Annotated in this window: 27 protein-coding genes; 6 read left to right on the top strand and 21 right to left on the bottom strand. The window is 38.2% G+C overall.

What is annotated here, in order from left to right; translation table 11 throughout:
* Positions 1–37: 37 nt before the first annotated feature.
* From ACORHU_RS04500 to dhaK, 5 genes are all read right to left on the bottom strand, one after another.
* A complete protein-coding gene (locus ACORHU_RS04500) occupies positions 38–235 on the bottom strand; it encodes a hypothetical protein (protein ID WP_434365051.1) in 198 nt (65 codons plus the stop codon).
* Positions 232–1,233 (bottom strand): hypothetical protein, encoded by a 1,002-nt coding sequence (locus ACORHU_RS04495; RefSeq protein ID WP_434365049.1) that lies wholly within the window; start codon positions 1,231–1,233, stop codon positions 232–234. The genes ACORHU_RS04500 and ACORHU_RS04495 overlap by 4 nt, the downstream gene beginning before the upstream one ends.
* A 594-nt stretch (positions 1,234–1,827) precedes the next feature.
* Entirely contained in the window at positions 1,828–2,202 is a 375-nt protein-coding gene (dhaM, locus tag ACORHU_RS04490) for a dihydroxyacetone kinase phosphoryl donor subunit DhaM (RefSeq protein ID WP_434365048.1), read from the bottom strand.
* Positions 2,202–2,777, bottom strand: a complete 576-nt coding sequence (gene dhaL / locus ACORHU_RS04485; RefSeq protein WP_434365046.1) for a dihydroxyacetone kinase subunit DhaL — start codon at positions 2,775–2,777, stop codon at positions 2,202–2,204. Before dhaL ends, dhaM begins: the two co-directional genes overlap by 1 nt.
* 21 nt (positions 2,778–2,798) lie before the next feature.
* On the bottom strand, positions 2,799–3,788 hold the full coding sequence (gene dhaK, locus ACORHU_RS04480; protein WP_414337482.1) for a dihydroxyacetone kinase subunit DhaK: 990 nt from the start codon (positions 3,786–3,788) through the stop codon (positions 2,799–2,801).
* A gap of 153 nt (positions 3,789–3,941) precedes the next feature.
* On the opposite strand from dhaK, the gene dhaS reads away from it, so the two are divergent.
* A complete protein-coding gene (dhaS, locus tag ACORHU_RS04475; protein ID WP_173217888.1) occupies positions 3,942–4,472 on the top strand; it encodes a dihydroxyacetone kinase transcriptional activator DhaS in 531 nt (176 codons plus the stop codon).
* On the top strand, positions 4,469–5,458 hold the full coding sequence (dhaQ, locus tag ACORHU_RS04470) for a DhaKLM operon coactivator DhaQ (protein ID WP_434365043.1): 990 nt from the start codon (positions 4,469–4,471) through the stop codon (positions 5,456–5,458). Before dhaS ends, dhaQ begins: the two co-directional genes overlap by 4 nt.
* A gap of 203 nt (positions 5,459–5,661) precedes the next feature.
* Here dhaQ and ACORHU_RS04465 read toward each other — a convergent pair whose 3' ends face one another.
* The 4 genes from ACORHU_RS04465 to ACORHU_RS04450 form a co-directional block, all read right to left on the bottom strand.
* On the bottom strand, positions 5,662–6,201 hold the full coding sequence (locus ACORHU_RS04465) for a ClbS/DfsB family four-helix bundle protein (protein WP_434365041.1): 540 nt from the start codon (positions 6,199–6,201) through the stop codon (positions 5,662–5,664).
* A gap of 56 nt (positions 6,202–6,257) precedes the next feature.
* Positions 6,258–6,752, bottom strand: a complete 495-nt coding sequence (locus tag ACORHU_RS04460; RefSeq protein WP_000031471.1) for a YkgJ family cysteine cluster protein — start codon at positions 6,750–6,752, stop codon at positions 6,258–6,260.
* Between the two features lie 135 nt (positions 6,753–6,887).
* The gene (ptsP, locus tag ACORHU_RS04455; protein ID WP_434365039.1) at positions 6,888–8,621 is read right to left on the bottom strand and encodes a phosphoenolpyruvate--protein phosphotransferase; all 1,734 of its coding nucleotides are present in this window, start codon (positions 8,619–8,621) and stop codon (positions 6,888–6,890) included.
* 5 nt (positions 8,622–8,626) lie between these two features.
* The gene (locus ACORHU_RS04450; protein ID WP_000146947.1) at positions 8,627–8,890 is read right to left on the bottom strand and encodes a phosphocarrier protein HPr; all 264 of its coding nucleotides are present in this window, start codon (positions 8,888–8,890) and stop codon (positions 8,627–8,629) included.
* 350 nt (positions 8,891–9,240) lie between these two features.
* Here ACORHU_RS04450 and nrdH point away from each other — a divergent pair, with 350 nt between their 5' ends.
* The 4 genes from nrdH to ACORHU_RS04430 all read left to right on the top strand — a co-directional run bounded on the left by nrdH (position 9,241) and on the right by ACORHU_RS04430 (position 13,770).
* The gene (gene nrdH, locus ACORHU_RS04445) at positions 9,241–9,459 is read left to right on the top strand and encodes a glutaredoxin-like protein NrdH (RefSeq protein WP_000259240.1); all 219 of its coding nucleotides are present in this window, start codon (positions 9,241–9,243) and stop codon (positions 9,457–9,459) included.
* Between the two features lie 80 nt (positions 9,460–9,539).
* Positions 9,540–11,699, top strand: coding sequence for a class 1b ribonucleoside-diphosphate reductase subunit alpha (gene nrdE, locus ACORHU_RS04440; RefSeq protein ID WP_434365028.1), 2,160 nt, complete (start codon positions 9,540–9,542; stop codon positions 11,697–11,699).
* A 198-nt stretch (positions 11,700–11,897) separates the two neighbouring features.
* Positions 11,898–12,860 (top strand): class 1b ribonucleoside-diphosphate reductase subunit beta, encoded by a 963-nt coding sequence (nrdF, locus tag ACORHU_RS04435; protein WP_000451388.1) that lies wholly within the window; start codon positions 11,898–11,900, stop codon positions 12,858–12,860.
* Between the two features lie 142 nt (positions 12,861–13,002).
* Complete coding sequence (locus tag ACORHU_RS04430; RefSeq protein WP_033680188.1) at positions 13,003–13,770, top strand: DeoR/GlpR family DNA-binding transcription regulator; 768 nt, start codon at positions 13,003–13,005, stop codon at positions 13,768–13,770.
* A 105-nt stretch (positions 13,771–13,875) separates the two neighbouring features.
* On the opposite strand, the gene ACORHU_RS04425 is transcribed toward ACORHU_RS04430, so the two are convergent.
* From ACORHU_RS04425 to ACORHU_RS04370, 12 genes are all read right to left on the bottom strand, one after another.
* On the bottom strand, positions 13,876–14,133 hold the full coding sequence (locus tag ACORHU_RS04425; protein ID WP_020900696.1) for a DUF3884 family protein: 258 nt from the start codon (positions 14,131–14,133) through the stop codon (positions 13,876–13,878).
* Positions 14,134–14,175: 42 nt separating this feature from the next.
* The gene (lacG, locus tag ACORHU_RS04420; protein WP_020900695.1) at positions 14,176–15,582 is read right to left on the bottom strand and encodes a 6-phospho-beta-galactosidase; all 1,407 of its coding nucleotides are present in this window, start codon (positions 15,580–15,582) and stop codon (positions 14,176–14,178) included.
* A gap of 338 nt (positions 15,583–15,920) precedes the next feature.
* Complete coding sequence (locus ACORHU_RS04415) at positions 15,921–17,612, bottom strand: lactose-specific PTS transporter subunit EIIC (protein ID WP_434365025.1); 1,692 nt, start codon at positions 17,610–17,612, stop codon at positions 15,921–15,923.
* Positions 17,612–17,929, bottom strand: a complete 318-nt coding sequence (locus ACORHU_RS04410) for a PTS lactose/cellobiose transporter subunit IIA (RefSeq protein WP_001078318.1) — start codon at positions 17,927–17,929, stop codon at positions 17,612–17,614. Before ACORHU_RS04410 ends, ACORHU_RS04415 begins: the two co-directional genes overlap by 1 nt.
* 35 nt (positions 17,930–17,964) lie before the next feature.
* Complete coding sequence (locus tag ACORHU_RS04405; protein ID WP_434365022.1) at positions 17,965–18,801, bottom strand: PRD domain-containing protein; 837 nt, start codon at positions 18,799–18,801, stop codon at positions 17,965–17,967.
* 233 nt (positions 18,802–19,034) lie between these two features.
* The gene (gene lacD, locus ACORHU_RS04400; RefSeq protein WP_434365020.1) at positions 19,035–20,015 is read right to left on the bottom strand and encodes a tagatose-bisphosphate aldolase; all 981 of its coding nucleotides are present in this window, start codon (positions 20,013–20,015) and stop codon (positions 19,035–19,037) included.
* A gap of 1 nt (position 20,016) precedes the next feature.
* Positions 20,017–20,946: a tagatose-6-phosphate kinase gene (locus ACORHU_RS04395; protein WP_434365018.1), complete on the bottom strand. Its 930-nt coding sequence runs from the start codon at positions 20,944–20,946 to the stop codon at positions 20,017–20,019.
* A 10-nt stretch (positions 20,947–20,956) separates the two neighbouring features.
* On the bottom strand, positions 20,957–21,472 hold the full coding sequence (lacB, locus tag ACORHU_RS04390; RefSeq protein WP_001216910.1) for a galactose-6-phosphate isomerase subunit LacB: 516 nt from the start codon (positions 21,470–21,472) through the stop codon (positions 20,957–20,959).
* 148 nt (positions 21,473–21,620) lie between these two features.
* A complete protein-coding gene (lacA, locus tag ACORHU_RS04385) occupies positions 21,621–22,046 on the bottom strand; it encodes a galactose-6-phosphate isomerase subunit LacA (protein WP_000029277.1) in 426 nt (141 codons plus the stop codon).
* A 284-nt stretch (positions 22,047–22,330) separates the two neighbouring features.
* Positions 22,331–23,227, bottom strand: coding sequence for an aldose 1-epimerase family protein (locus ACORHU_RS04380; protein ID WP_153225884.1), 897 nt, complete (start codon positions 23,225–23,227; stop codon positions 22,331–22,333).
* Between the two features lie 250 nt (positions 23,228–23,477).
* Complete coding sequence (locus ACORHU_RS04375) at positions 23,478–24,953, bottom strand: PTS galactitol transporter subunit IIC (protein ID WP_153225885.1); 1,476 nt, start codon at positions 24,951–24,953, stop codon at positions 23,478–23,480.
* Between the two features lie 46 nt (positions 24,954–24,999).
* Positions 25,000–25,305, bottom strand: a complete 306-nt coding sequence (locus ACORHU_RS04370) for a PTS sugar transporter subunit IIB (protein ID WP_000590547.1) — start codon at positions 25,303–25,305, stop codon at positions 25,000–25,002.
* Positions 25,306–25,319: the final 14 nt, after the last annotated feature.

The following is a 25,319-nucleotide window of genomic DNA, read 5'->3' as shown; positions in this document are numbered from 1 at the left end:
TTGAGAGTTTTCCTTTCTAGGTACTTAATAGATTAGTTTATTTCTTCTTTGCCTTAGTTTTATTCATCAACATACCTACTACAACTGGAGTGACGACACCTCCAACTTGTCCAACCACTTTAAGTATCTTTTTTGCTTCATCTATTTTTTTGTTTCTACACGATTCGCACTTATTGTGCTTATAACTTGATGGTAAATCCCTAGTACATGTCTTGCATTTTTTTATTTCTTTCATTCTAATACCTCTGTCTCAATAGAATCTGGTTTATTTGGCAATTTCATTATAGAAGTTTCAATTTTTGGCAATTCTTTTGTCCAGTAATTTGTAGGAGAAGGATCAAGTAAATCAAGTCTCTCTACTAATTCTTGAGAACTAAGATAAGTTTCGTTAATAAATTTCCCAAAGTAATCCAAACTTTTTTGAGCAGCTTTTTTCTCGCCCAACTCATTATAAGCTATTGCTGCTGATAGTGAAACGATATTTACAGCTGCTAATCCATCTCTAATCTCATTCATACGAGCTTCAATTTTATCTGGTTTATCCCCTTTTAATAACTTACCCCAAGTAGAATCTGGTTGTTCTTTGATAAAATTTACATTTGATTTTTGACTAAGCATTAAGAGATTTCTACTGTCTTCTGCATCTGAAATAACTTGCAGTAACATCATTGTTCTAATGTTTGTATCTGATATCTCTCTAGCTTGCAAGAGCTTCTGTTGACAGCTATAGGCTATTGCAAGTCTATCCGACTCCTGTCCTTTTCTGACGTCCTCAATAGCATATTGTACATTTTGAATCTCTTCTGCAATCTGAGCCATTTGAATTTGCGACGAATAATCAGCTAACGCTTTATTTAATTCTGGTGTCAATTTAACAGATTTCAATGGTACATTTCCAATGACTTTATTAGTATTAGTATTTACTAATACCGCCAAGAGAGAGCCATCTTTCTTTGTCATTAATTTTACCACTCCTTGAGCAATTGCTTCCCGTTGTTCTGGAGAAAGAATTGCCTGAAAAACCTCTTCAGGTACACTAGATTGGACAACATTGACAAAGGCTGGAGCAGAATATAACATTTTTTCTACTTCAGATAAGATTTTATTTGCATTTTTGACTAAAGGTTTGGCTATTTCTGGTAACTTATTAAAAAACGCTGAGGGTTTTAGTTCATAACCGTCAATATCAAGAATATCGAAGTCATCTTCGCCAAAAAATAGAACTTCGTCCATAAATTACTACCTCATTATGTTTAAATTATTAGAAATATTATACCATATTAAACAAAATTATGATTTTGATTTTTCTTTAATATTATTTATCCAATCATTTTTACTAGAATCTAACATAGAGTAACACTATCCTATACAATTGACAGCTCAAATCTTTCAGAATAGAACAATCCTAACTATCGAATACCCTAATTTCATAAATATCTATGTAATTCTAGACCTAGAATTACTATAAAATAAATGTTTTCGCACTATTCTAAACCATTGATTGCCTTAAATTTTAATTTTTAAAGTATTCTAAAGCTAGAATAGCCCCATCACAATCAGTTTTGAATTATTATACTCAATGAAAATCAAAGAGCAAACTAGGAAACTAGCCGCAGGCTGTACTTGAGTACGGCAAGGCGACGTTGACGTGGTTTGAATTTGATTTTCGAAGAGTATTAACAATTTAGAAACGCTATGATTCCACTCCTTTTACATTAAAAAGGAACTGCTGGAAGCAATCCCTTTCTGATTTTGAAATTATTACTTAAAATTTGATAGTCGAGATAATCAATAGCCCACCTATAAAAAGAGTTATAGTAAAATTACTTATTTATTGATTTCAAGCTCCGCCAACTGTGTTTGAATAACCGACAGTTCTGCCCCAGCCTGAAGAAGAGCAGCTGCAGTATAGACGCCTTCTACAATTGGAACCATGTTGATGATGATACTCTTATCACTGAAATCAGCCACCATTTCTAAGTTCATTTTAGCAGAACCTAGGTCAAAAAAGGCAAGTAAAGTATCTGCTGGATTTTCAGAAACAATCCTATCTACTTGATCAAAACTAGTTCCAATTCCTCCATCTTCGGTTCCTCCTACATAAGTAATCGGAACATCTTTAGCTACTTCACTAATCAGTTCAACGACACCTTGTGCAATGTTTTTGGAATGTGAAACGATAACAAGACCAATACTTCCCATTAAACCACCCCAGTTTCTAATAGAGCAGTAAAGAGTAATCCTGATGAAAATGATCCAGGGTCAATATGTCCAAGAGAACGTTCTCCTACATAAGATGCTCTTCCTTTAGTTGCAAGTAAATCTTTGGTAGCATTCACTACCTGATCAATAACCTCTTGAGTCAATCGGCCCGCAGACAAGGCAGCAATAACAGGAGTCCAAACGTCAACCATTGTCTTTTCTCCAACTTCTGCTTTCCCACGTTTGACAATCATATCCAAACCGCTTTGTAAGATTTCTTCTAATTTCGAATTAGAATCAGCCTTGTACATTCCCATAAAAGCAGAGCCATACAGAGGACCAGAAGCACCGCCTACCTTACTCAGGAGTTGCATTGAGACAAGTTTAAACACATCACTGCTGGTCTCAAATTGCTTTCCTTCTAAGTTTTCCATAACTGTAGCCATTCCACGCGCCATATTTCCACCGTGATCTCCATCCCCTATAGGGGTGTCTAGCTCACTAAGGTAATCTTTCTGTTCTTGAATCTTTTCATTAAAAAGCTTCATCCATTCAAGAGCTTGTTCAGCATTCATGAGACATTTCCTCCTTGAGTTTTACCAAGCTGGTGTAGTAACAGGTGCATTTAGAGCATCCAACCACTCATCGTCTGCCAATCGAATCAATGTTAATGACAAGCCGGTCATATCAATTGATGTCATATAGTTTCCAATTTTCTTAAACGCCAACTCAACACCTTTTTTATGGAGTAATTTAACCACATCATTTGCAAATACGTATTGTTCCATAAGAGGAGTGCTTCCTAAACCATTAATGAGAAGGCCATAGCGTTCTCCAGTCTTAAGTTGGAAACCTTCAGATAATTTTTCAACCAATTCTGAGGCCAATTGTGCTGAAGGTTGCATTTTCTCTTTCTTATATCCTGGCTCACCATGAATACCAACTCCATATTCAAATTCATCATCTTCTAGAACAAAACCTGGTTTCCCAACCTCAGGAACGGTTGCTCCAGACAAGGCTAGCCCAATTGTTTTAATTTCTAAGACAAGTTTATCGGCCAAGTCCTTCATTTCAACTAATGATTTACCAGAACGAGCCGCATCACCCAAAATTTTATGGACTAATATAGTACCTGCAACACCTCGACGGCCTTGGGTATAGAGACTATTTTCAACAGCGATATCATCATCAACCACAACGCTTGCTACATCAATACCTTCCATTTCAGCAAGTTCTTGTGCAATTTCAAAGTTCATAATGTCACCAGAATAGTTCTTGATGACCATGAAAACTCCAGCACCTTCATCAGCCGCCTTAATGGCTTCTAAAATTTGGTCCGGAGTAGGTGAAGTGAAGACTGCTCCACAAATGGCAGCAGACAACATTCCATCTCCTACAAATCCAGCATGACTTGGTTCATGTCCTGAACCTCCACCTGAAATGAGACCAACTTTTCCTGTCTTTTCTGCCTTTCTAACGATAACATCAAAACCATCTAAACGTTCTACCAAGTCATCATGCATAAATGATAACCCCTGCAACATTTCATCAACAACCTGTGTCGGTTCATTTATAATTTTTTTCATGAGAAATTCCTTTCGGCATCTACCTTTGTTTTCGTTTTCATTATATATTTTTTATTGCTGGATGATAAGGGACAGATTCTATTATTTGTCCCCTTTTAAACCCATTTAAAAAAATTTTTTGATAAAATGAAGTAAGTAAAAGAAAGGTTTCCTATGGCATCATCACTTATTACAAAAAAACGGATTGCCAAGGCATTTAGAGACCTATTAGCTACTAGAGAATTTGATAAAATCTCCATTGTAGATATCATGGAATCTGCTGGCATTCGTAGACAGACCTTTTATAATCACTTTCTTGACAAATATGAATTGCTAGACTGGATATTTGAAAATGACTTAACCGAGTATATCACCAATAACTTGGACTTCATTTCAGGCCAAAAACTATTACAAGAATTATTTCTTTATTTCGAACAAGAGCGTGACTTTTATATTCAACTTTTTGATATTCAAGGGCAAAATAACTTCTATGATCACTTTATCAGCTACTGTCGCTTGCTTGTATCAAAAATTTTAAGAGAATACGGTCAGATTGATATCGATTCATCTGCTTATACTTGTTTTTTGTTAGACTATCATTCACATGCTCTAGCAGAAATCGTGAAAGCTTACGTCAATAAAAAAAGTCCAGTTCCACAACCAGACTTTCTAATCATGACAATTATTGGAAAGAGACCACAATGACATTTATTTCAAATCATAAACAAAAAATTATTTCAAGTTACATTTCGGCAACTGTCAGCAGTCATCCTGAATTAGAAAAACACCCTACCTTACCTTTAGTCTATCAAAAAAATCGCAATACTCATCAGGTTCCAATATTGTCAGGTGGGGGTTCAGGTCACGAACCTGCTCATATTGGATATGTGGGAGAAGGAATGCTTACCGCTGCTATCTATGGCCAATTATTTACTCCTCCTACAAGAACTGAAATCTTAGAGTCCATTCGTTTTTTAAACAATGGTCAAGGTGTCTTCATCATTGTAAAAAATTTCGAAGCAGACATCAAAGAATTTAGCTCGGCCATTAATACTGCTAGACAAGAAGGAATTAAGGTCGGCTATAGTCTAGCACACGACGATATTTCTATTGAACCTCACAACAGATTTCAAATTAGAGGAAGAGGGCTTGCAGGGACAATCTTACTTCATAAAGTTCTAGGATCTGCAGCTCAAAATGGTGCCGACATAGAGCAACTAACTGATTTAGGTCATGAACTTGCTCCCGAAATCGCAACAATTGGCTTTGCAACGAAGTCTGCTAGTCTCCCCCAAGCCACCCTTCCACTTTTTAACTTGGAAGAAGGAAATATTTCTTATGGTATTGGGATACATGGCGAAGAAGGCTATCGTATCGTCCCATTCCAATCATCGGAAATCCTTGCAAATGAAATTATAAGTAAATTAAGATTGCACTATCATTGGAAAAAGAGTGGTCAATTTATATTGCTTGTAAATAATCTAGGCACTACCAGCAACTTAGAAATGGGCATATTTATCAATGATCTCCTTCAACTCTTAGAAATTGAAGGAGTCACTATTACCTTTATAAAATCAGGAACATTTATGACCAGTTTGGATATGGCAGGTATATCCGTAACTCTTTGCCCCGTAAAAAATAAACAGTGGTTAGAAGCGCTCAATGCTCCAACGACAGCTTTTGCATGGTAATTTGCTTGTATAACTCAAAAGGGCTCAATCACTTGGTAGCCCTTTGCTTTTATCTTATACTCAATGAAAATCAAAAAGCAAACTAGGAAACTAGCCGCAGGCTGTACTTGAGTACGGCAAGGCGACGTTGACGCAGTTTGAATTTGATTTTCGAAGAGTATTACGTTTAAAAGAACTCATTCTTTCTATTTCAAATAGGCTATCTATCCCTTACAATTCTTCCGATGAGCTTTGAGTTTTTTACTAGCCCAATCATAGTGGCTTGACGTGCTACTTACAAAGTAGGAACCTAGACTTGTCCCACCCGTCCACTTATAGACACCTTTGGTAAAGAGTTCGTCATTGCTAAAGCCTTCTATCAACTTGAAAACCTCTCTATGTGATTGCGCCAATAGTCTAGTCGCCTCTTCTAAGGAGGTTTTCTGGTGCTTCTTCCAAAAAGCAACATTCATTTCTCCATAAGTTTTCCAATTATAAGGTTCAGGGAGAAAAGGTCTTCCGTGACCTTTGTGATTAGAATGAACCCAAGTCAAAAGTAACTGATGCCATTCATAGAGATGGATCAAAACATCCCGTAGATTCTTATCTCTTTTCCAATGGGCTTCTTTTTTCTTCTGGTCTCTTGAAAAATCAAATGGAGTCTGTAGCTCATCTTCACTTAGTTGGGAGATGAAACGATTGAGTTTTTCATAGTTTTCCTTAGAGGCCAGCATTAGCTCCTCTTTTGTTTTCGGTCTAGGCACAGGAGTACTCCCTTCATATACTAGTTATTATTAGAAATTTTTTATCATTTGACTATCTATAACTTATCCTTTAATTTCTCAACAAAGAGATAGGCTGCTGGGCAAGTTAAGGTATTCTTAATCGTTAGATGGTTGATTTGATGGATCTTTTTGCGGTCTGTATGAGGAAATTCACGACAGGCCTTTGGACGAACATCATAGATAGAACAGAGGTTATCTCCTCCTAAAAATGGGCAGGGCATGGATTTGAAAACCTTATCCCCATCTTCATCTACCTGAAGGAATTCAGCTTCAAAAGCTGGTAATTTCATCTTAAAATACTTGGCGATACGAGTGATGTCTGCTTCTTTAAAGTCAGGTCCCAATGTCTTACAACAGTTAGCACAGGCTGTACAATCAATTTCAGCAAAGACTTCTTCATGAATTTGCTGGGCTATTTTATCCAGATTTTTAGGTGGCTTTTTCTTTAAATTGGCTAAAACTTTACGGTGTTCCTTCTGCTTTTGCAAGGCTAGCTGGTGGTAATACTCAATATCAATTTCTTTAGACATAATTTCTCTCTTATTCTATTTGTTTCCCCTTATTATATCATGCCTCTGACTCCTTGAAAAGTGAACTTCATAAGAGCATTACTTTTCCAAAATACGTCAAAAAAACCTTGCAACTAGGTTACAAGGTTAATGACATTAATCGAAGTTAACGTATTCTTTTTGAAGTTCAAGAACTTCTTCCATTGTTGAACACTCTGTAAGGGCACGGTTAGCGTACTCTTCCATCTTAGTAGTGTCCAATTTCTTCATCAAGCTACGTGTACGGAGTACAGATGTTGCTGACATAGAGAATTCATCCAAGCCCATTCCGACAAGAAGCGGAACAGCTTTTTGGTCACCAGCCATTTCACCACACATACCAGCCCATTTACCTTCAGCGTGAGCTGCCTTGATAACGTTGTTAATCAAGCGAAGGATTGATGGGTTATATGGTTGGTAAAGGTATGAAACTTGTTCGTTCATACGGTCTGCTGCCATTGTATATTGGATCAAGTCGTTTGTACCAATTGAGAAGAAGTCAACTTCTTTAGCAAATTGGTCTGCAAGCATCGCTGCTGCAGGGATTTCAATCATGATACCAACTTGGATATCATCCGCAACTGCAACTCCTTCCGCAAGAAGGTTTGCTTTTTCTTCATCAAAGACTGCTTTGGCTGCACGGAATTCTTTCAATAGCGCAACCATTGGGAACATGATACGCAATTGACCATGAACAGAAGCACGAAGAAGAGCGCGAATCTGTGTGCGGAACATTGCATCTCCAGTTTCGGCAATAGAGATACGAAGGGCACGGAATCCAAGGAATGGGTTCATTTCATGTGGCATATCGAAGTAAGGAAGTTCCTTATCTCCACCGATATCCATCGTACGAACAACTACTGGTTTACCATTCATTCCCTCAAGAACTGCCTTGTATGCTTCATACTGCTCATCTTCAGTTGGGAAGTCTTGAGAATCCATGTACAAGAACTCTGTACGGTAAAGTCCAACAGCTTCTGCACCGTTGTTGTTAACACCTTCAACGTCTTTTGGAGTACCGATGTTAGCTGCCAACTCAAAGTGTTTACCGTCAGCAGTCACTGTTTGAGCATCTTTCAAAAGTGCCCATTCAGCTTTTTGTTTAGCATAAGCTTCACCAGCTGCTTTAAATTCTGCCGCTTGTTCATCTGTTGGGTTGATAATCACTTCACCAGTAATTCCGTTAACGGCAAGGATATCGCCGTCTTTCACTACTTCAGTGATGTTATTTGTTCCCAATACAGCTGCAATTTCAAGTGTACGCGCCATGATAGCTGAGTGGCTTGTACGTCCACCGATGTTAGTTACAAAAGCTTTTACAAAGTTTTTGTCCAATTGAGCTGTATCAGATGGTGTCAAGTCATGTGCAATCACGATTACTTCTTCGTTAATAGAAGCTGGGTTTGGCAATTTCTTACCAAGAAGGTTTGCTAATACACGTTTTGTCACGTCGCGGATATCCGCTGCACGTTCTTGCATGTATGGGTTATCTTCCATACCTTCAAAGATAGTGATGAACATGTCAGTCACTTCTTTAAGACCTGCTTCTGCGTTGACTTTCTTAGCACGGATTGTTTCTTTAATCTGACCGATCAATTCTGGGTCAGAAAGAACCATCAAATGAGCGTCAAAAACTTGAGCCGCTTCCTCACCTAGCGTACCTACAGCTTTCTCGCGGATAAGAGAAAGCTCGTTTTGAGAAGCTTCAAGAGCAACATCCAAACGAGCCTCTTCTGCGTTTGTATCTTCGACTGAAACAGTCTCGAATGACAAATCCGGTTGAACGAGTAGATATGCTTTTGCAACTGCAACACCGTCAGATGCTGCGATTCCTTTAAGCATTTCTGTCATTTTCCTTATGCCAATCCTTCTTTTTCCATTGTTTCTGAGATTGCAGCGATTGCGTCATCTGCATCTGCACCTTCAGCTGAGATCGTTACGTCAGCACCTTGGCCAACACCAAGACTCATAACACCCATGATTGATTTAAGGTTAACTGATTTACCTTTGTACTCAAGAGTGATATCTGAAGCAAATTTGCTAGCAGTTTGTACCAACAATGTTGCTGGACGTGCGTGAATACCTGTTTCTGCCACTACGTGGAAATCTTTAGAAGCCATAGTTTGACTCTCCTTTTGTTCTTTCTTTTTTGAGTTATATGTGATAACCCTTACAATTTGGTATTATATCATCTTCTAGGATTTTTTTCAAGCATTTTATGGGATTTATTCGATTTCCTTTCAGATAACTTCCTGAAAATCTTCTATCCTAGATAACAAAACACAGGATAGAGTTTTCCAAAAAACAACTTATAGGAAAATCATCACTATTTTACAAAACAAACACTACATATTGTGTTTTGTTTACTTATGTACAAAAACAGACCACTATATTTAGTTTCAAATCGTTGACAAAATTTTAATTTCTGATATACTAAGAAAGTAATCTATTTTGAAAAAGGAGTTACACAATGGTAACCGTTTATTCTAAAAACAACTGTGTCCAATGTAAGATGACCAAACGTTTCTTGGACAGTAATAATGTCGCTTATCGTGAAATCAATCTTGATGAGCAACCTGAGTACATCGATCAGGTTAAAGAGCTCGGTTTCAGCGCAGCTCCTGTTATCCAAACACCAACTGAAGTCTTTTCAGGTTTCCAACCAGGAAAACTAAAACAATTAGCATAATCTTAGTACATCATCCAGAAGAAACTGCTTCTAGGGCTAACTTAGAAGCCTTTCTTTTGTAATTAGATAAGGGAAATTTTATGGGATTAAAACATCTTGAGGACGTGACTTACTTCCGTCTCAATAACGAAATCAACCGTCCTGTCAATGGACAAATCATGCTTCATAAAGATAAGGAAGCCTTGGATGCTTTCTTTAAAGAAAATGTAGTTCCAAACACTATGGTTTTTGATTCAATCAAGGATAAAATCAACTACCTCATTGAACACAACTACATCGAAACAGCCTTTATCAAGAAATACCGTCCAGAGTTCTTGGAAGAATTGTCACAATTTATCAAAGACCAAAACTTCCAATTCAAGTCGTTCATGGCTGCCTATAAGTTTTACAATCAATATGCCTTGAAGACAAACGACGGTGAATATTATCTTGAAAGTATGGAAGACCGCGTCTTCTTTAACGCCCTTTATTTCGCTGACGGGAATGAGGCTGTTGCCATCGATATTGCCAATGAAATCATCCACCAACGCTACCAACCTGCTACTCCTTCCTTCTTGAATGCTGGACGTGCTCGCCGTGGGGAGTTAGTATCTTGCTTCCTAATCCAAGTAACTGACGATATGAACTCTATCGGACGTTCTATCAACTCAGCTCTTCAACTTTCACGTATCGGTGGTGGTGTGGGAATTACCCTCAGCAACCTTCGTGAAGCTGGTGCACCTATCAAAGGCTATGAAGGAGCAGCCTCTGGTGTCGTACCAGTCATGAAACTCTTCGAAGATAGTTTCTCTTACTCTAACCAATTGGGTCAACGTCAAGGTGCTGGGGTTGTTTACCTCAATGTCTTTCACCCAGATATCATCGCCTTCCTTTCAACTAAGAAAGAAAACGCCGATGAAAAAGTTCGTGTAAAAACTCTTTCACTTGGTGTCGTGGTACCAGATAAATTCTACGAATTGGCACGTAAAAATGAAGAAATGTACCTCTTCAGCCCTTACTCTGTAGAAAAAGAGTATGGTGTGCCATTCAACTACATCGACATCACTGAAAAATACGATGAATTGGTCGCAAATCCAAACATCCGTAAGACAAAAATCAAGGCGCGTGATTTGGAAACTGAAATTTCTAAATTGCAACAAGAATCTGGTTATCCTTATGTCGTCAACATTGATACTGCTAACCGTGCAAATCCTGTTGATGGTAAGATTATCATGAGTAACTTGTGTTCTGAGATTCTTCAAGTCCAAGAACCAAGCTTGATCAACGATGCTCAAGAATATCTCCAAATGGGTACTGATATCTCATGTAACCTTGGTTCAACAAACGTTGTCAACATGATGACTTCACCTGACTTTGGTCGTTCTATCCGTGCTATGGTTCGTGCCCTTACTTTCGTGACAGATAGTTCGCACATCGTAGCTGTACCTACAATTGATCATGGAAATAGCCAAGCTCACACCTTTGGTCTTGGTGCCATGGGACTTCACAGCTACCTTGCACAACAACTAATTGAATATGGATCACCTGAGTCTGTTGAGTTTACAAGTATCTACTTTATGCTTATGAACTACTGGACTTTGGTTGAGTCAAACAATATTGCGCGTGAACGTGGTATTACCTTCCATAATTTTGAAAAATCAGACTATGCTAACGGAAGCTACTTCGACAAGTATATAACTGGCGAGTTTGTTCCAAAATCAGACCGTGTTAAAGAACTCTTCAAAGACGTCTTTATTCCGAGTGCTGCTGACTGGGCTGAACTTCGTGACAAGGTTCAAGCAGATGGTCTTTACCACCAAAACCGCCTTGCTGTAGCGCCAAATGGTTCTATCAGTTACATCAATGACGTTTCTGCTTCTATCCATCCGATTACACAACGTATCGAAGAACGTCAAGAAAAGAAAATCGGGAAAATCTACTACCCTGCTGCTGGCTTATCAACAGAAACCATTCCTTACTACACTTCTGCCTACGACATGGATATGCGTAAAGTCATCGATGTTTACGCCGCTGCAACTGAACACGTAGACCAAGGACTTTCACTTACTCTCTTCATGCGTAGTGACATTCCAAAAGGTCTTTACGAATGGAAGAAAGAAAACAAACAGACAACACGTGACTTGTCTATCCTTCGTAACTATGCCTTTAACAAGGGTATCAAGTCTATCTACTACGTCCGTACCTTTACAGACGACGGTGGAGAAGTCGGTGCTAACCAATGTGAAAGCTGTGTGATTTAGTTTTTAATCAAAGGAATTACTATTTCTCTGTAAGTTTAGTAAGCTAGCATCAAAAGAGAACTTAATCAAACATTTTATAAACTAGCTAAGCACATGTAAAAGTCGGTTCTCCGACTTTTTGTGCGATACACTAAAGGAATTATCATAAAGCAAAAACGATTGTACAACAGCATTATTATATACAGAAAGAGATTTCAAATGGAAACTTACTACAAAGCCATTAACTGGAATGCCATCGAAGATGTCATCGACAAATCAACTTGGGAGAAACTGACGGAGCAATTCTGGCTTGATACACGTATTCCCTTGTCAAATGACTTGGATGACTGGAGAAAGCTATCAAGTGTAGAAAAAGACTTAGTTGGAAAAGTCTTTGGTGGTTTAACCCTTCTCGACACTATGCAATCTGAAACTGGAGTTCAAGCCCTTCGCGCAGACATCCGTACACCACATGAAGAAGCTGTTTTCAATAACATCCAATTTATGGAATCTGTCCACGCTAAATCTTATTCATCAATCTTTTCTACCTTAAATACCAAGGCTGAGATTGAAGAAATTTTCGAATGGACCAATACCAATCCTTACCTACAAAAGAAGGCTGAGATTGTTAACGAAATCTACCTAAACGGTAACCCACTTGAAAAGAAAGTAGCCAGCGTTTTCCTTGAAACCTTCCTCTTCTACTCTGGTTTCTTCACTCCCCTCTACTACCTTGGTAATAACAAACTAGCCAACGTTGCGGAAATCATCAAACTGATTATTCGTGATGAATCTGTTCACGGAACCTACATTGGTTACAAATTCCAACTTGGTTTCAATGAATTGCCTGAAGAAGAGCAAGAAAAACTCAAAGAATGGATGTACGATCTGCTCTATACTCTTTACGAGAATGAAGAAGGCTATACAGAAAGCCTCTATGACGGTGTTGGTTGGACGGAAGAAGTCAAAACCTTCCTTCGCTACAATGCTAACAAGGCGCTCATGAACCTGGGACAAGATCCACTCTTCCCAGACTCAGCTGATGATGTCAACCCAATCGTTATGAACGGTATTTCAACAGGAACTTCCAACCACGACTTCTTCTCTCAAGTCGGAAATGGTTACCTCCTTGGTGAAGTTGAAGCCATGCAAGACGATGACTACAACTACGGTTTGGACTAACTCAATTATTCCAGAACTGATAACGAATATCATGGTTTGTTTAAAACAACCATGGTATTTTTGTTTTTGTTTTCTTTTGTTTTTTAAATTGATTGATTGAACACTTTATGATAAAATAGTAATAGAAATAGAGGTGATAACGATGCTAAAGCAGGAAAAACTAGATAATATTCTAGAAACGGTAAATACAAAGGGAACTATTACTGTAAAAGAAATCATGACTCGCTTGGATGTATCAGATATGACTGCTAGACGCTACTTGCAAGAGTTAGCTGATAAAGATTTACTTGTTCGGGTTCACGGTGGAGCTGAAAAAATTCGCACAGGTTCCATTTTAAATAATGAACGTTCCAATACTGAAAAACAAAGCTTACAGATTGCAGAAAAACAAGAAATCAGCCGTTTTGCAGGCCATTTAATTGATGAAGGAGAAACCATTTTTATTGGCCCAGGTACAACCTTGGAATCTTTTGCCCGTGAACTTCCAATTGATAATATTCGTGTTGTAACAAACAGTTTACCAGTCTTTCTCATCTTAAACGAACGAAAACTAACAGATTTGATTTTAATCGGTGGAAACTATCGCTCTATTACTGGAGCCTTTGTGGGAACACTAACCTTGCAAAACTTGGCTAATCTTCAATTTTCTAAAGCCTTCGTTAGCTGTAATGGTATTAAGGACAATGCGATTGCGACCTTTAGTGAAGAGGAAGGTGAATCCCAACGCATCGCCCTCAATAATTCCAATAAAAAATACTTACTAGCTGACAATAGTAAGTTCAATAAATTTGATTTCTATACCTTCTACAATATCTCTGATATTGATACCATCGTTTCAGATTCTAAACTGAGCAAAGAAACCTTCGAACAACTTTCAAAACAAACAAAAATTATTCTTTCTAAACCATAAAACTGAGGATTGATAAAATATAAAATGCGTCATATCAAGAAAATAAGAATCTTAATATGACGCATTTTTTTGATGAAGATTTTTACAAAGAGTTTCCTAGATTCTTTATGATTGTTGAAACGGCACAAAATCTGAATCAAAGAAGATATTATCCCGTTCTTCAGGACTGATAAAATTTAAAAAGATATTTTTAAATTCTTCCAGCTCATAGTCTGAATGGCAAATCCATTCTTTACCGGTCGAGACATACCATTTCCCAAGATTTTTCAGCTCATCATTAGTCAAACAAGGTATTTGAGAACATTTATCAAAATTGATAATATAAACTTTTTCATAAATTGATTGGATAAAATCTTTGAACATCTTTTTGCCTCACTAGAATTCTATATCTAATTACTAATTCTACTAGTCTATAATCTGACTTTCCGCTACTTTCTTGTACCAGTGAGCTGATTTCTTAGGATAACGTTCTTGAGTTTCAAAGTCTACATAGAAGAGACCATAACGTTTTTCATAACCGTTTGACCAAGAGAAGACATCCATTAATGACCAAATGAAGTAACCTTTTACATTAACGCCATCTGCAATCGCATCAGACAAGACTTCCAAGTGTTGTTTCACATAATCAATACGACCATCATCGTAAACAGTGTTATCGACAAACTCATCTTTATAACCAAGTCCATTTTCAGTGATGTAAATCTTCTTGTAGTTAGGATAATCTTTCTTCACTCGCATGATTTGATCATACAAACCTTGAGGATATATAATCCAATCCCAGTCTGTACGTGGTACATAGTCAGGAGCTACACGACGACCAACACCTTTGATTTGGTATTTAGAGCTTCCTTTCTCACCCTTACCATTATGGATAATTTCAGTTTCTCCATCAAAGGCTTCCATCCAGTCACTCATATAGTAATTGATTCCAAGGAAGTCGTTCAAATCTTTTGCTGCTTCTAATGCTGTGAAATCTTCTTCACGAAGATCTAAGCTACCACCATTGACTGATAAGATATGGTTGACACCTTCCATTGTTTCATCTGAATAGCGACCTAGATAAGTTGCATCTAAGATAAATTTATTGTGAATAATATCTTCCAACTCAGCAGCGCGAACATCTGCTGGATTTTCAGGATCTAGAGGATATTTAGTAGGCAGTGCGTGAACAACACCAATTTCACCTTTATAACCTTTATCTTTATATAGCTTGACTGCACGCGCATGAGAAACCATCATATTGTGGTGCGATTGGAAGACTTTGGCAAGGTCGTACTGAATTCCTGGAGGGAATTTACCAACCAAGTATTGACCATCACCGATTGGTCCAATTTCATTAAAGGTTGTCCAATAGTTAACTTCTGGGAATTCTTCAAAACAGAAAGCCGCGTATTCTACAAAGTGTTCAATATTTTCACGGTTTAAGAAGTCTCCATTTGAGTGGAGAGCTTCTGGCGTGTCAAAGTGATGAAGAGTTACAAAGGGCTCAACATGACGTTTGTGACACTCTGCAAATAGATTATGATAAAACTCAACACCTTTAGCATTTACTTGACCATAACCAGTCGGGAAAATACGTGACCAGGCAATAGAAATTCGAATACCATTGACACCATACTCTTCTGCTAGCTTGAGGTCAACTGGATATCGATTGTAAAAGTCACTGGCTGGTTCTGCAGTGTACCAGTAGTTATCTTCAAGATATTTATCCCACGCTACTGGTCCTTTACCATCAGTATGTGTAGCACCTTCTGCTTGATAGGCAGCTGTTGCGCCACCAAAAATAAAGTCTTTTGGTAATGTTTTTGTCATTTTTTTCACCTATTTCTTGATTTAAATAAAGTAAAAGTGAGAGGAGAGGAGTCAGTGAGCCATCCTTCTCCATCTCACTTCTTGTAGCAAGTCACTGAATTGTGACATGAGGAGGTAAAAACGATATCTTTTTACCGACGAATTAATAAGGCGATTAGGAAATTCGCCATAGCGATTTCCGTAACGAGAGGAAACTATTTCATAGTCCCTATTATTAATCGAATTGTGACATGAGGAGGTAAAAACGATATCTTTTTACCGACGAATTAACAAGGCGATTAGGAAATTCGCCATAGCAATTTCCGTAACGAGAGGAGACTGTTTCAGAGTCCCTATCGTTAATCGAATTGCGCTTGCACGAATGCTAGAGCACCTTTTCCATCACGAGTTAATTTGATGTATTGAGCGCCTTCTGTCTTGGCAAGTTTAATACCGAGTTTATCTGTTTCTGCTTTCATATCTTCAAAGTTTGAAGCAACTTGAGGGGCAAGGATAACCAAATCAAACTCTGGTAACATTTCACGGTGAGCACCATAGCCACCTGCTGCTGCTTTCACAGGAACATTGTATTCTGCAGCTGCCTTGTTCAAAGCATTTGCAAGGAGACCACTTGTACCTCCACCAGCACAGAGAACGAGGACATTTGTTTCTTCAGTGATGGTGTTTTGTGCTGCTTCTACACCAGCTTTTTCAAGAATAGCATCCGCTTTTGCAGTGTTGAAGTTTGCAGCAACTTTTTCTTTCAATTCATCATTAGACTTACCTGAACGCTCTTCTTCTAGAATTTGTTCATCATAGACCTTAAGGAATGGATAGTAAATGGCAACGTCAACCACGATTAGAAGGGCAGCAAGAATGAATGATAGAACTTGGAAGTTAGTACCAAGAACTAGACCTAGTGGAGCTGGGGTTGTCCATGGTAGATTAGCAGTAAATGAATTCATTCCAAGAGTTTCAATAAAGAATTTGAAGATCCAAACGTTTGCGATTGGAGCAAAGATAAATGGAATGAAGAAGATTGGGTTTAACACAAGTGGTGCACCAAACAAGATTGGTTCATTTACACCGAAGAAGGTAGGAACTACTGAAGCACGTCCGATTGCACGGTTACGTTTTGATTTTGTTAACCACATGAACATGAATGGAACAACTAGTGTCGCACCTGTACCACCCATGGTAACGATAAACATTTGTGTACCAGAAGTAAGAATTTTGTCAGCGTGCATCCCTTGTTGGAGAAGGTTTAAGTTGACTTCGGCATTGGCATAGGTAATAGCTGCGATAGCTGGTTCAACGATAGATGGACCATGGATACCAACAAACCAGAAGAAGGCAAAGGCACCAAAGATAATGGTAATACCAAGGTATCCGTCTGCTGCTGAGAAGAGTGGTGCAAAGAATTTACCGATTGATTCAGCTACGCTTGCACCAACAAAATGACGAGCTAGTAAATCAAGAGCATAAAGTGAAACAACTGAGAGAGTGAATGGAATCACATCTTTAAAGACTTGTGAGATATTTGGTGGAACTTCGTCAGGCATACGAATAGTGACGTTGTTCTTAACACAAACCTTATAGATGGCTACAGTAACAAAGGCAGCAAGGAAGGCTGAAAGCAAACCTTTTGTCCCCAAGAATCCAGTAGCTAGACCATTTTCGATAGGGTCAGCTGCCAACATCAACAAACCAACAATTGCTGCCAACAATGTTGACATATAGTTGATTTGATTTGTTTTCTCCATGCTACGGTTAACTGAGTCCGTCAATGACTTGGCAGTTGTACCAGCTACTAAGAGAGCCAGAATTCCCATTGAATAGCTGTAAGGTTTCATCAGAAAAGCTACAACTTCATCAGACCATTTAAAGCCCCATGAGTTTGGTACAAAAGCAATCAAGATAAAGATACTTGAGAAGAGAATAACAGGCATACCTGCAATAAAACCATCACGAATAGCACGAAGATAGATATTACGAGATAGTTTCTCAAAGAAAGGCTTTCCTTTCTCAATAAATGCAATGAGTTTATTCATTATTTAGCTCCTCTCTTATAAAGTTCGATTAAATGGTGCATCAAATCTTTTAACAAGATAGTTGTCATCAAGTGGTCTTGGCCATGCATCATGGTTACACTATAAGCTAAGTCCTCACCTGAAGCTTCCTTAGTTAATAGACTTGTTTGCGCGTGGTGAGCCTCTGCGATGCAAGCACCAGCTTCCTCAACTAAGCTATCCGCTTTCGCAAAATCACCAGCTTCAGCAGCCTTCAAGGCTTCCAATAGTTTTGAACGAGCATCTCCAGCATAGGCTACGATTTCAAAACCTAACAATGTTACTTCTTCTCTATTCATGATAGAATTCTCCTTATATAGTTTTAAATAAATTTTTATGACAATAAACGTTGGATATGTAGAACTAGATAAACTCGTTCACTTTTATACAAATCAAGACCCGTATGTTGCGTAATCACATCATAAATCTTAGAACCAATCTCGAAGGCTTTTGGATAGGATTGTTTAATATGATCTTCCATATCCAGAAGTGATTGGTTATCATCTCTAGATCTGTCTAAATAATCCAAGAAATAATTCAAATGGATCATAAAGCGATCATAGAAATGGTTATTCTCTTTGGTTCGTTGAATTGCATAGTCCTTTAGAACTTCCTCAACATTACTAAGAATTTCTTTCCTCTTATCAATCGACTTAACTACTTCTACTTCATTTTCACCTTCGGCATTGATGAAATGATAAGCAATCCGAATAATTTCGTCCTCAGGAAAATGATCTGCTAGCTTCTGACAGTAAATTTCAAAAGCTTCATTTGCGATTTGAAAAGCGACAGGATACTTAGTGGAAATATCTGGCAGATTACTATCCTTATACCTTCCTTGTGCTAGAGCTTGGTAAGAACAGTAAATATGATCTGTCAAGGTTACGTAGAGATACTCTTGAATCGGATAATGATATTTCTTTGATAGCTTATCAATGATTTCATAGGTCACTGTGATAAAATCAAGCGGAACATCTTTGAGGAGAGCCATAAAGTTTTCTCTGGACTCTTCGGTCTTCATCCGAAAGATTTTCTCAACCTGATTTTCAGCAATCAAATCTCCCTTCTTCTTTCCAAATGCAATCCCCTTACCAATTACAATCACTTCTTCTCCTTTATCATTTCTGACAAGTGAAACATTGTGATTCATTGGATTTAGAATTCGATACATGTCAACCTCCTTTTATATTTTAAAGGTATATGAGTACAAAAAATGACCACAAATGAACTAGAAAATCATCCGATTTCTAATTCACCTGTGATCATGCCTAATATTACTTAGTAACACTCACCTTGTATTAACTTGTGATTTAAGTATAGCACAAGTAAGTTTTTTTGTAAACCTTTACATACAACTTTTTTTAAAAATTTTTAGATTCATGTTCCTAAACTAGGAGGACTTTCTTACACGCGTTCTTTCCATGAAGTTGCTGTTGTTTGAAGAACTTTATTGAGTTCATCAATGTTTTCAAATCCAGTTGTGCGAAGCCATTCGCGAGCTGCTTCTTCACCATCTTTAATGTAAGCTTCAACTGATCCAGCCCATGTTGCACGGCCACAAAGAACTCCGTTAAAGTTTGCACCTGATTCATGGGCAAATACAAGAGTATCTTGGAAGAGTTTAGCTGATACACCAGCACTCAAGTAGATGTATGGCAAGTTAGTTGCTTCATCTTGTGCTTTGAAGAAGGCTGCTGCTTCTTCACGTGTATAAACTACTTCACCTTCAGCGAAGCCTTCAACATATTTAATGTTAACAGGAACTTCTACTTTCAAGACATCAATGTTAAAGCGTGGGTCTGAGAAGACTTTCATAGCACCGATAACTTTGTGTGGTTTTACTTTCGCGTATTCTACAGAACCTGCGTCCGCAATTTTTTCATCGTAAGCAAGGATTTCAAGGAAGAATGGGATATCTTCAGCCACACACTCAGAACCGATGCGTTCGATGTAGGCTTGTTTTTCTTGGTTGAGTTCGTCTGAACTATCTACATCATAGTAAAGTAAGAATTTAACTGCATCTGCACCTTCTTCTTTAATACGTTTTGCAGACCAAACATCCAAGCAGTCTGGCAAGCGTTTTGTGCTTGTTGTGTCGTAACCTGTTTTTTCATAAGCAAGAAGAAGACCAGCTTTTTTATCAAGAGCTTTAGTCGCTGGAAGTCCATACTCAGGGTCAAGAAGCATAGATGAAGCGTATTTAGTCAATTCATCTGCTACCAAAACTTTCAATTCTTCCATTTGAGCCACAGTTGGTTCTTCTGTTTGGTGTTGAGCCATGAGGCGTTTCAAAGCACCACGTTGGTCAAAAGCAAGGGCTGAGATGATACCATTTTCATCAGAAAGTTTTTCTAAGCGTACACGTTTTTGTTCTGTTAAAGCCATTTTATACCTCTTTTACTATTAATTGATCATATAGAGCTTGATAGTTGGCCATGTTGACATGACCAGTCATTTTTTCTTGAGCATTGAGCATACCAAGGACATTTGCCTTGATGAGCAGTTCTGCATCTGATTCTTTATGAAGAAGTCCTGAAGAAATTCCTGCTACAGTAGAATCTCCAGATCCGACAGGATTGACTACCTGAATTCTAGGAATATCGACCTTGTAGAAAGTATCACCATGTTTGGCAAAGGCACCATTGGCACCAAGTGAAACGATAATCCATTCAATACCTGCAAACAAAGGTTCTTGAAGGACTTCTTTTAATTCATCCAAATCCTCAGAAACTTCTCTTCCAAGAAGCTGAGACAATTCCTCATTATTTGGTTTGATGACTGTTGGTTTATGTGATGATTCAAGAACAGCCTGAAGAGCTGCACCAGAGCAGTCCAAGACTACAGGTTTGCCAGCTTGATTAGCAAGTTCTACCAAGCTCGCATAGTAATCAACTGGAAGGCCAGCTGGGAGACTACCTGAGATAGCTACTACTTCAACTGACTCCAGGAGATTTTTGAAATGTTTCAAAAAGTCTTGACCTTCCTGTTCCAAGACTACAGGACCTTTTTCAAGAACCTCTGTTTGGTTGTCTCCGTGAAGAATAGCGATACAGTTACGAGTTTCTCCCTGAATAGAAAAGAAATCTTTCTTAACATTATCATCAATATTTTCAACTAAAAACTCACCAAGTTTGCCACCAACTAAACCAGTAGCAAGAACTGAATCGCCAAATTCTGAAAGTACTCGGGTAACATTGAGGCCTTTACCACCGGCAGTTTTGGTTACATCCACCACACGATTGACAGTATCAATCTTCAACTCATCCAAGGGATAGGAAATATCAATGGATGGGTTCATTGTGACTGTTAAAATCATAGGTCACCTCTTAGTCGTGGTATTCTCCGCGATCCCATTTTTCAAGGAATTCAGTGAAGAAGTTTGCATCTGTTTGTTGAGCATTGTGACTTTCAAGGTGTTCAATTTTCGCAATCAATTTCTTGTTTTCTTCAGATGGTTTGTATTCAGCATGGATGAAAGCTTCAATAATATCACACATAAGCAATTCACCAGTAATCTTACCACCAAAACCGATAACGTTGGCATTCAATTGTTCTTTAGCATAAAGCGCTGTTGTCATATCACGAACCAAGGCAGAACGGACACCTGGAACTTTATTTACAGCGTTGTTGATACCAACACCAGTACCACAGATACATACCCCAAGATCAGCTTGACCGCTAGTTACAGCTTCCCCTACTTTTTTACCAAAGATTGGGTAGTGAGTACGTGTATGGTCATATGTACCAAAGTCAATGACTTCATATCCTTTTGATTTCAAAAATTCTGAAACCGCCATTTTTTCATCTGTTACGATGTGGTCACATCCAATTGCAATTCTCATTAGTTATTCCCTCCGATTAATTATATAAATCTAATATCATTTATCCCTACTCAAAAAAAATCAAGATTAGCTTAGGAAGCGAGCTGCAAGCATAACTGAGGTTAGCTAAAGTGAGCTGACAACAGATTATCTTGATTTTTGAAGAGTATTAGCACATTTTGTTCAACATATCGACCCTAATTTGGTGACGTCCACCATCGTATTTACCGTTAACAAATCCTTTAGCGATGTTTTTAGCCAATTCATCACCGACAAGTTGTGCACCCATAGTGATCATACGTGAGTTGTTGTGTCCACGAGTCATATAAGCTGAACGTTCGTCAGATACTTCTGCAGCAACCATTCCTTTGATTTTAGTTGCAACCATGAATGGACCAGCACCATAAGCATCAATGACAATACCAAGGTTTTGTTCTTCTTTGTTTACTTCTGCAGCAACAGCAAGAGTCACATCAACAAAGTCTTGACCTTCAGCTGTAACATCCACAACGTGGAAGTTTTCTTTTTCCAAGAAGTCTTTCACAACTTCTTTCAATCTCAAACCTGCAGCATCTGCACCGATAACAATAGACATATTGTATACTCCTTTTTATTTTTCTAGGCTAGTAAAGACTTTTATAGTTAGCAGTTCATCTACAAAAAGCTTTCTAGCAGTTTATTGACAAATTGGATTGAATGAGATGAATGACACCTTATTCAAGTTTAGGAAATCAGTTTCCTATAAATAATCTCTCTTTCAAAGAGAATATAACAAGTGATTATTTGTTTGTTACAAACATCATTTGTTGCTTACAAACATAATATACTCCTATTTATCGAAAAAGTCAACAGTTAATGTTTGTTTTTGTGGTTTTTTATCTAAAAGATTTCGATATCAAAACCAATTTGATCTACTTGACCAGGTTCTAGGAGGCGAACATTCTTCTTATCTTCTAGATGATCTCCTTCTTCAAGGGATGTTGACAAGCCAGACCATGGTTCAAAAGCAATGAAAGGTCCCTTATTCAAAGTTGACCAGATAATGAGATTTGAGAACTCTGCAAAGTGCACTTTCAACCCTTTATCATGTTTACGAGAACGAAGGGCAATTGTTCTAGATTGTAATTCATCTAAAGTAACTGCATCTGTGCTAAACAAATCATAGCTGAGGTCTACTTCTTTTTGACCTTCTAGCCATGGACTTCTATCTTGGAAATCCAACATACCTGTTTCTGGGAAAGGACGTGGAACAGAGCAAGTTTCTGCTTTCTCAAACTCTAAATAGTAATCTTCATAGTCTTCATCATCAAGTAGAGGACAATTAAAGCCTGGATGCCCACCGATAAAATAAGGCATGACCTTGCTAGTTTCTTTGTTGAAAATCTTGTATTGAGTTCGTACTGTCTTGCCAGTAAGGATATAAGTGATTTCTAGGCGGAAATGATAAGGATAGTTTTCATAAGAAGATTCGTCATCTTCGATAGCAAAGGTTACACTATTATCAGTTTTTTCTACCAAGTCAAACTCTTTTTTGCGAACTAATCCATGTCTTGGAATGTTTCCTTTAAATTCATTTCCTTCACTATCTATATAAATAGCTGTGTCATTACGTAAAGAACCACAAATAGGGAAGAGAACAGGAGCTTGTCCACTCCAATAAGTAGCATCTCCTTGCCACAAATACTCAAGATCTTCAGCATCTTTTATAGAAGACAGAGCCCCACCAAAACTGTTAAATTGAACACTTAATTGTTCTGATTTTAATTCAATTACCATTATTTTCTCCGATTTCTTGATAGTTTATAAAAAACTAGGCTGTCACTCCTAATGGTATGACAACCTAGTTTCAACAATTTACACTCTGCGAAAATCCAATTCAAACTTCGTCAGCATCGCCTTGCCGTAGATATGATCACTGACTTCGTCAGTGTTATCTACAACCTCAAAACTGTGTTTTGAGCAACCTGCGACTAGCTTTCTAGTTTGCTCTTTGATTTTCATTGAGCTTACATTTTATAGGAGCGCATTATTTTGCTTTTGCTGCGTACTCTTCGTTACGTTTGATCATTTGTTTTCTGTACCAAGCAAAGATACCGATATAGAATACAAGGAAGACTACAGCACCAAGGATTGCTTTGATATCACCTGTTGTAGTGTTACCAATTGTCCAACCAAGAAGTTTTTCGATTGGTCCTTCAAGAGTTGAGTGAGTGATCAATTGAGTTTGGCTCACACCTTCTGGGAAGGCACCTACACCTTTAGCAAGTTCTGTTGCAAATGGTGCGATAAGGGTACCTGAAAGAAGGAAGAGTGGCAACAAGAGAGTTCCGAAGATGATCATACGGAGCAATTTACCACGTGTTACAACCAAGAGAGCTGGAGTAACACCCATAGCGATGATACCTGCAAGTGGCAAGATACCATTTCCGACTTTTGAAAGAAGTACTGCTTCAACCAACATGATTGGTGCAAGTACGTTTGCACAAGCCCAAACTTCAGCACGACCAGCGATGAAAGGCCAGTCAAGACCGATGTTGAATTTACGTCCTTGAAGACGTTTAGTAGCAACGTTTGTAATACCTTGTGAAAGTGGCTCTACGGCAGCGATGAACCATGAACCGATAAGTGAGAAGAGTTCCAAAGACACACCAGCTGTCAAACCAAGAGACAACCAACCTTTAATAACTAATTGCCAGTTTGATGCATCTTCTACGCCAGCAACTGGATGTGGAGTACCCATCAAACCGATAACAATACCAAGGATGAAACCGATGAAGAATTTAGATCCCCAGAAACCGATTTTCTTGTTCAATTTAGCAGCATCAAAGTCATATTTATCAAGACCTGGGAAGAATTTTTCAAAAATCTTATCCAAAACCATGATAACTGGGTTCATCATGTAGTTCATGTGAGTTGAAGTCATTGGTGATGAACTTGGTGCGTTAAGAAGGTCGTCGAATGTAGGTTTCATCAAGTCAGAGTTGATAATTTTAAGAACCCCTACAAGCACAACTGCTGCAGTCGCAATGAAGAGTGAAACTCCTTGGCTAACGCCATTGTTGTCTGCATACCATTTAATCAAAAGACCTGTGATAGACAAGTGCCAGATATCGAAGATATCAACGTCAAGTGTATCAGTTTTCTTCATAGCAAGCATCACTACGTTGACAATCAACATGATGAGCAAGAAGTAAAGTGTCCAAGCAGAGCCCCAAGTGATTGTAGCAAGTGGTGCCCAACCAACGTCGGTGATGTTCAATTGAATACCAGTATTTTCAACGAATTTTGCAAGTGATGCTGAGAAAGCACCATTTAGCATACCGATGATAGCACCGATACCAGTAAGAGCGATGGCAAGTTTGATACCACCTTCAAGCGCTTTGGAGAATTTCACTCCAAAAAGTAGAGCCAATACTGTCAAAATGATCAGCATGATGATCGGTCCACCCATATCCAAGATAGGTTTGAACAGCTTATTGGCTAGTTCGATAATGACATCCATAATAGTTCCTCCCTTTTTATGTTATATGAATGTTAACAAATTAGAATTAGCTTAACCCGTGTTCTTTAATGGCTGCTTCAATATTGTCAAATACTGGAGCACTCATAGCTGGGATACGGAATAAGATTGGTCCAGCTTCGATAACTGGAATACCTGGATCAAAACCAAGATCTGTAGCAGCAATTGGTGTGAAGATGTCATAACCTTTGATAAGGTCTTCATTAACGTCTTTGACCATTACTGCATCACAGTGAACATCAAAACCGCGGTTTGAAAGTTCTTCTTCAAGAGCACTTTTAATTTGGTGGCTTGAGTTAACACCTGCACCGCAGGCAGCAAGAATTTTAATCATATGGATTTCCTCCG

It is taken from the genome of Streptococcus sp. KHUD_015 (assembly GCF_051106265.1).
Classification (GTDB): domain Bacteria; phylum Bacillota; class Bacilli; order Lactobacillales; family Streptococcaceae; genus Streptococcus.
Note: the sequence above shows the minus strand (reverse complement) of the source record. Positions and strands in the feature narration are given on the sequence as shown.

Excerpts from the sequence above, each read along its gene's own strand:
- ACORHU_RS04500 (WP_434365051.1), bottom strand. The coding sequence starts at position 235 with ATGAAAGAAATAAAAAAATGCAAGACATGTACTAGGGATTTACCATCA.
- ACORHU_RS04495 (WP_434365049.1), bottom strand. The coding sequence starts at position 1,233 with ATGGACGAAGTTCTATTTTTTGGCGAAGATGACTTCGATATTCTTGAT.
- dhaM (WP_434365048.1), bottom strand. The coding sequence starts at position 2,202 with ATGGGAAGTATTGGTCTTGTTATCGTTTCACATTCCAAAAACATTGCA.
- dhaL (WP_434365046.1), bottom strand. The coding sequence starts at position 2,777 with ATGAATGCTGAACAAGCTCTTGAATGGATGAAGCTTTTTAATGAAAAG.
- dhaK (WP_414337482.1), bottom strand. The coding sequence starts at position 3,788 with ATGAAAAAAATTATAAATGAACCGACACAGGTTGTTGATGAAATGTTG.
- dhaS (WP_173217888.1), top strand. The coding sequence starts at position 3,942 with ATGGCATCATCACTTATTACAAAAAAACGGATTGCCAAGGCATTTAGA.
- dhaQ (WP_434365043.1), top strand. The coding sequence starts at position 4,469 with ATGACATTTATTTCAAATCATAAACAAAAAATTATTTCAAGTTACATT.
- ACORHU_RS04460 (WP_000031471.1), bottom strand. The coding sequence starts at position 6,752 with ATGTCTAAAGAAATTGATATTGAGTATTACCACCAGCTAGCCTTGCAA.
- ptsP (WP_434365039.1), bottom strand. The coding sequence starts at position 8,621 with ATGACAGAAATGCTTAAAGGAATCGCAGCATCTGACGGTGTTGCAGTT.
- ACORHU_RS04450 (WP_000146947.1), bottom strand. The coding sequence starts at position 8,890 with ATGGCTTCTAAAGATTTCCACGTAGTGGCAGAAACAGGTATTCACGCA.
- nrdH (WP_000259240.1), top strand. The coding sequence starts at position 9,241 with ATGGTAACCGTTTATTCTAAAAACAACTGTGTCCAATGTAAGATGACC.
- nrdE (WP_434365028.1), top strand. The coding sequence starts at position 9,540 with ATGGGATTAAAACATCTTGAGGACGTGACTTACTTCCGTCTCAATAAC.
- nrdF (WP_000451388.1), top strand. The coding sequence starts at position 11,898 with ATGGAAACTTACTACAAAGCCATTAACTGGAATGCCATCGAAGATGTC.
- ACORHU_RS04430 (WP_033680188.1), top strand. The coding sequence starts at position 13,003 with ATGCTAAAGCAGGAAAAACTAGATAATATTCTAGAAACGGTAAATACA.
- ACORHU_RS04425 (WP_020900696.1), bottom strand. The coding sequence starts at position 14,133 with ATGTTCAAAGATTTTATCCAATCAATTTATGAAAAAGTTTATATTATC.
- lacG (WP_020900695.1), bottom strand. The coding sequence starts at position 15,582 with ATGACAAAAACATTACCAAAAGACTTTATTTTTGGTGGCGCAACAGCT.
- ACORHU_RS04415 (WP_434365025.1), bottom strand. The coding sequence starts at position 17,612 with ATGAATAAACTCATTGCATTTATTGAGAAAGGAAAGCCTTTCTTTGAG.
- ACORHU_RS04410 (WP_001078318.1), bottom strand. The coding sequence starts at position 17,929 with ATGAATAGAGAAGAAGTAACATTGTTAGGTTTTGAAATCGTAGCCTAT.
- ACORHU_RS04405 (WP_434365022.1), bottom strand. The coding sequence starts at position 18,801 with ATGTATCGAATTCTAAATCCAATGAATCACAATGTTTCACTTGTCAGA.
- lacD (WP_434365020.1), bottom strand. The coding sequence starts at position 20,015 with ATGGCTTTAACAGAACAAAAACGTGTACGCTTAGAAAAACTTTCTGAT.
- ACORHU_RS04395 (WP_434365018.1), bottom strand. The coding sequence starts at position 20,946 with ATGATTTTAACAGTCACAATGAACCCATCCATTGATATTTCCTATCCC.
- lacB (WP_001216910.1), bottom strand. The coding sequence starts at position 21,472 with ATGAGAATTGCAATTGGATGTGACCACATCGTAACAGATGAAAAAATG.
- lacA (WP_000029277.1), bottom strand. The coding sequence starts at position 22,046 with ATGTCTATTGTTATCGGTGCAGATGCTGCAGGTTTGAGATTGAAAGAA.
- ACORHU_RS04380 (WP_153225884.1), bottom strand. The coding sequence starts at position 23,227 with ATGGTAATTGAATTAAAATCAGAACAATTAAGTGTTCAATTTAACAGT.
- ACORHU_RS04375 (WP_153225885.1), bottom strand. The coding sequence starts at position 24,953 with ATGGATGTCATTATCGAACTAGCCAATAAGCTGTTCAAACCTATCTTG.
- ACORHU_RS04370 (WP_000590547.1), bottom strand. The coding sequence starts at position 25,305 with ATGATTAAAATTCTTGCTGCCTGCGGTGCAGGTGTTAACTCAAGCCAC.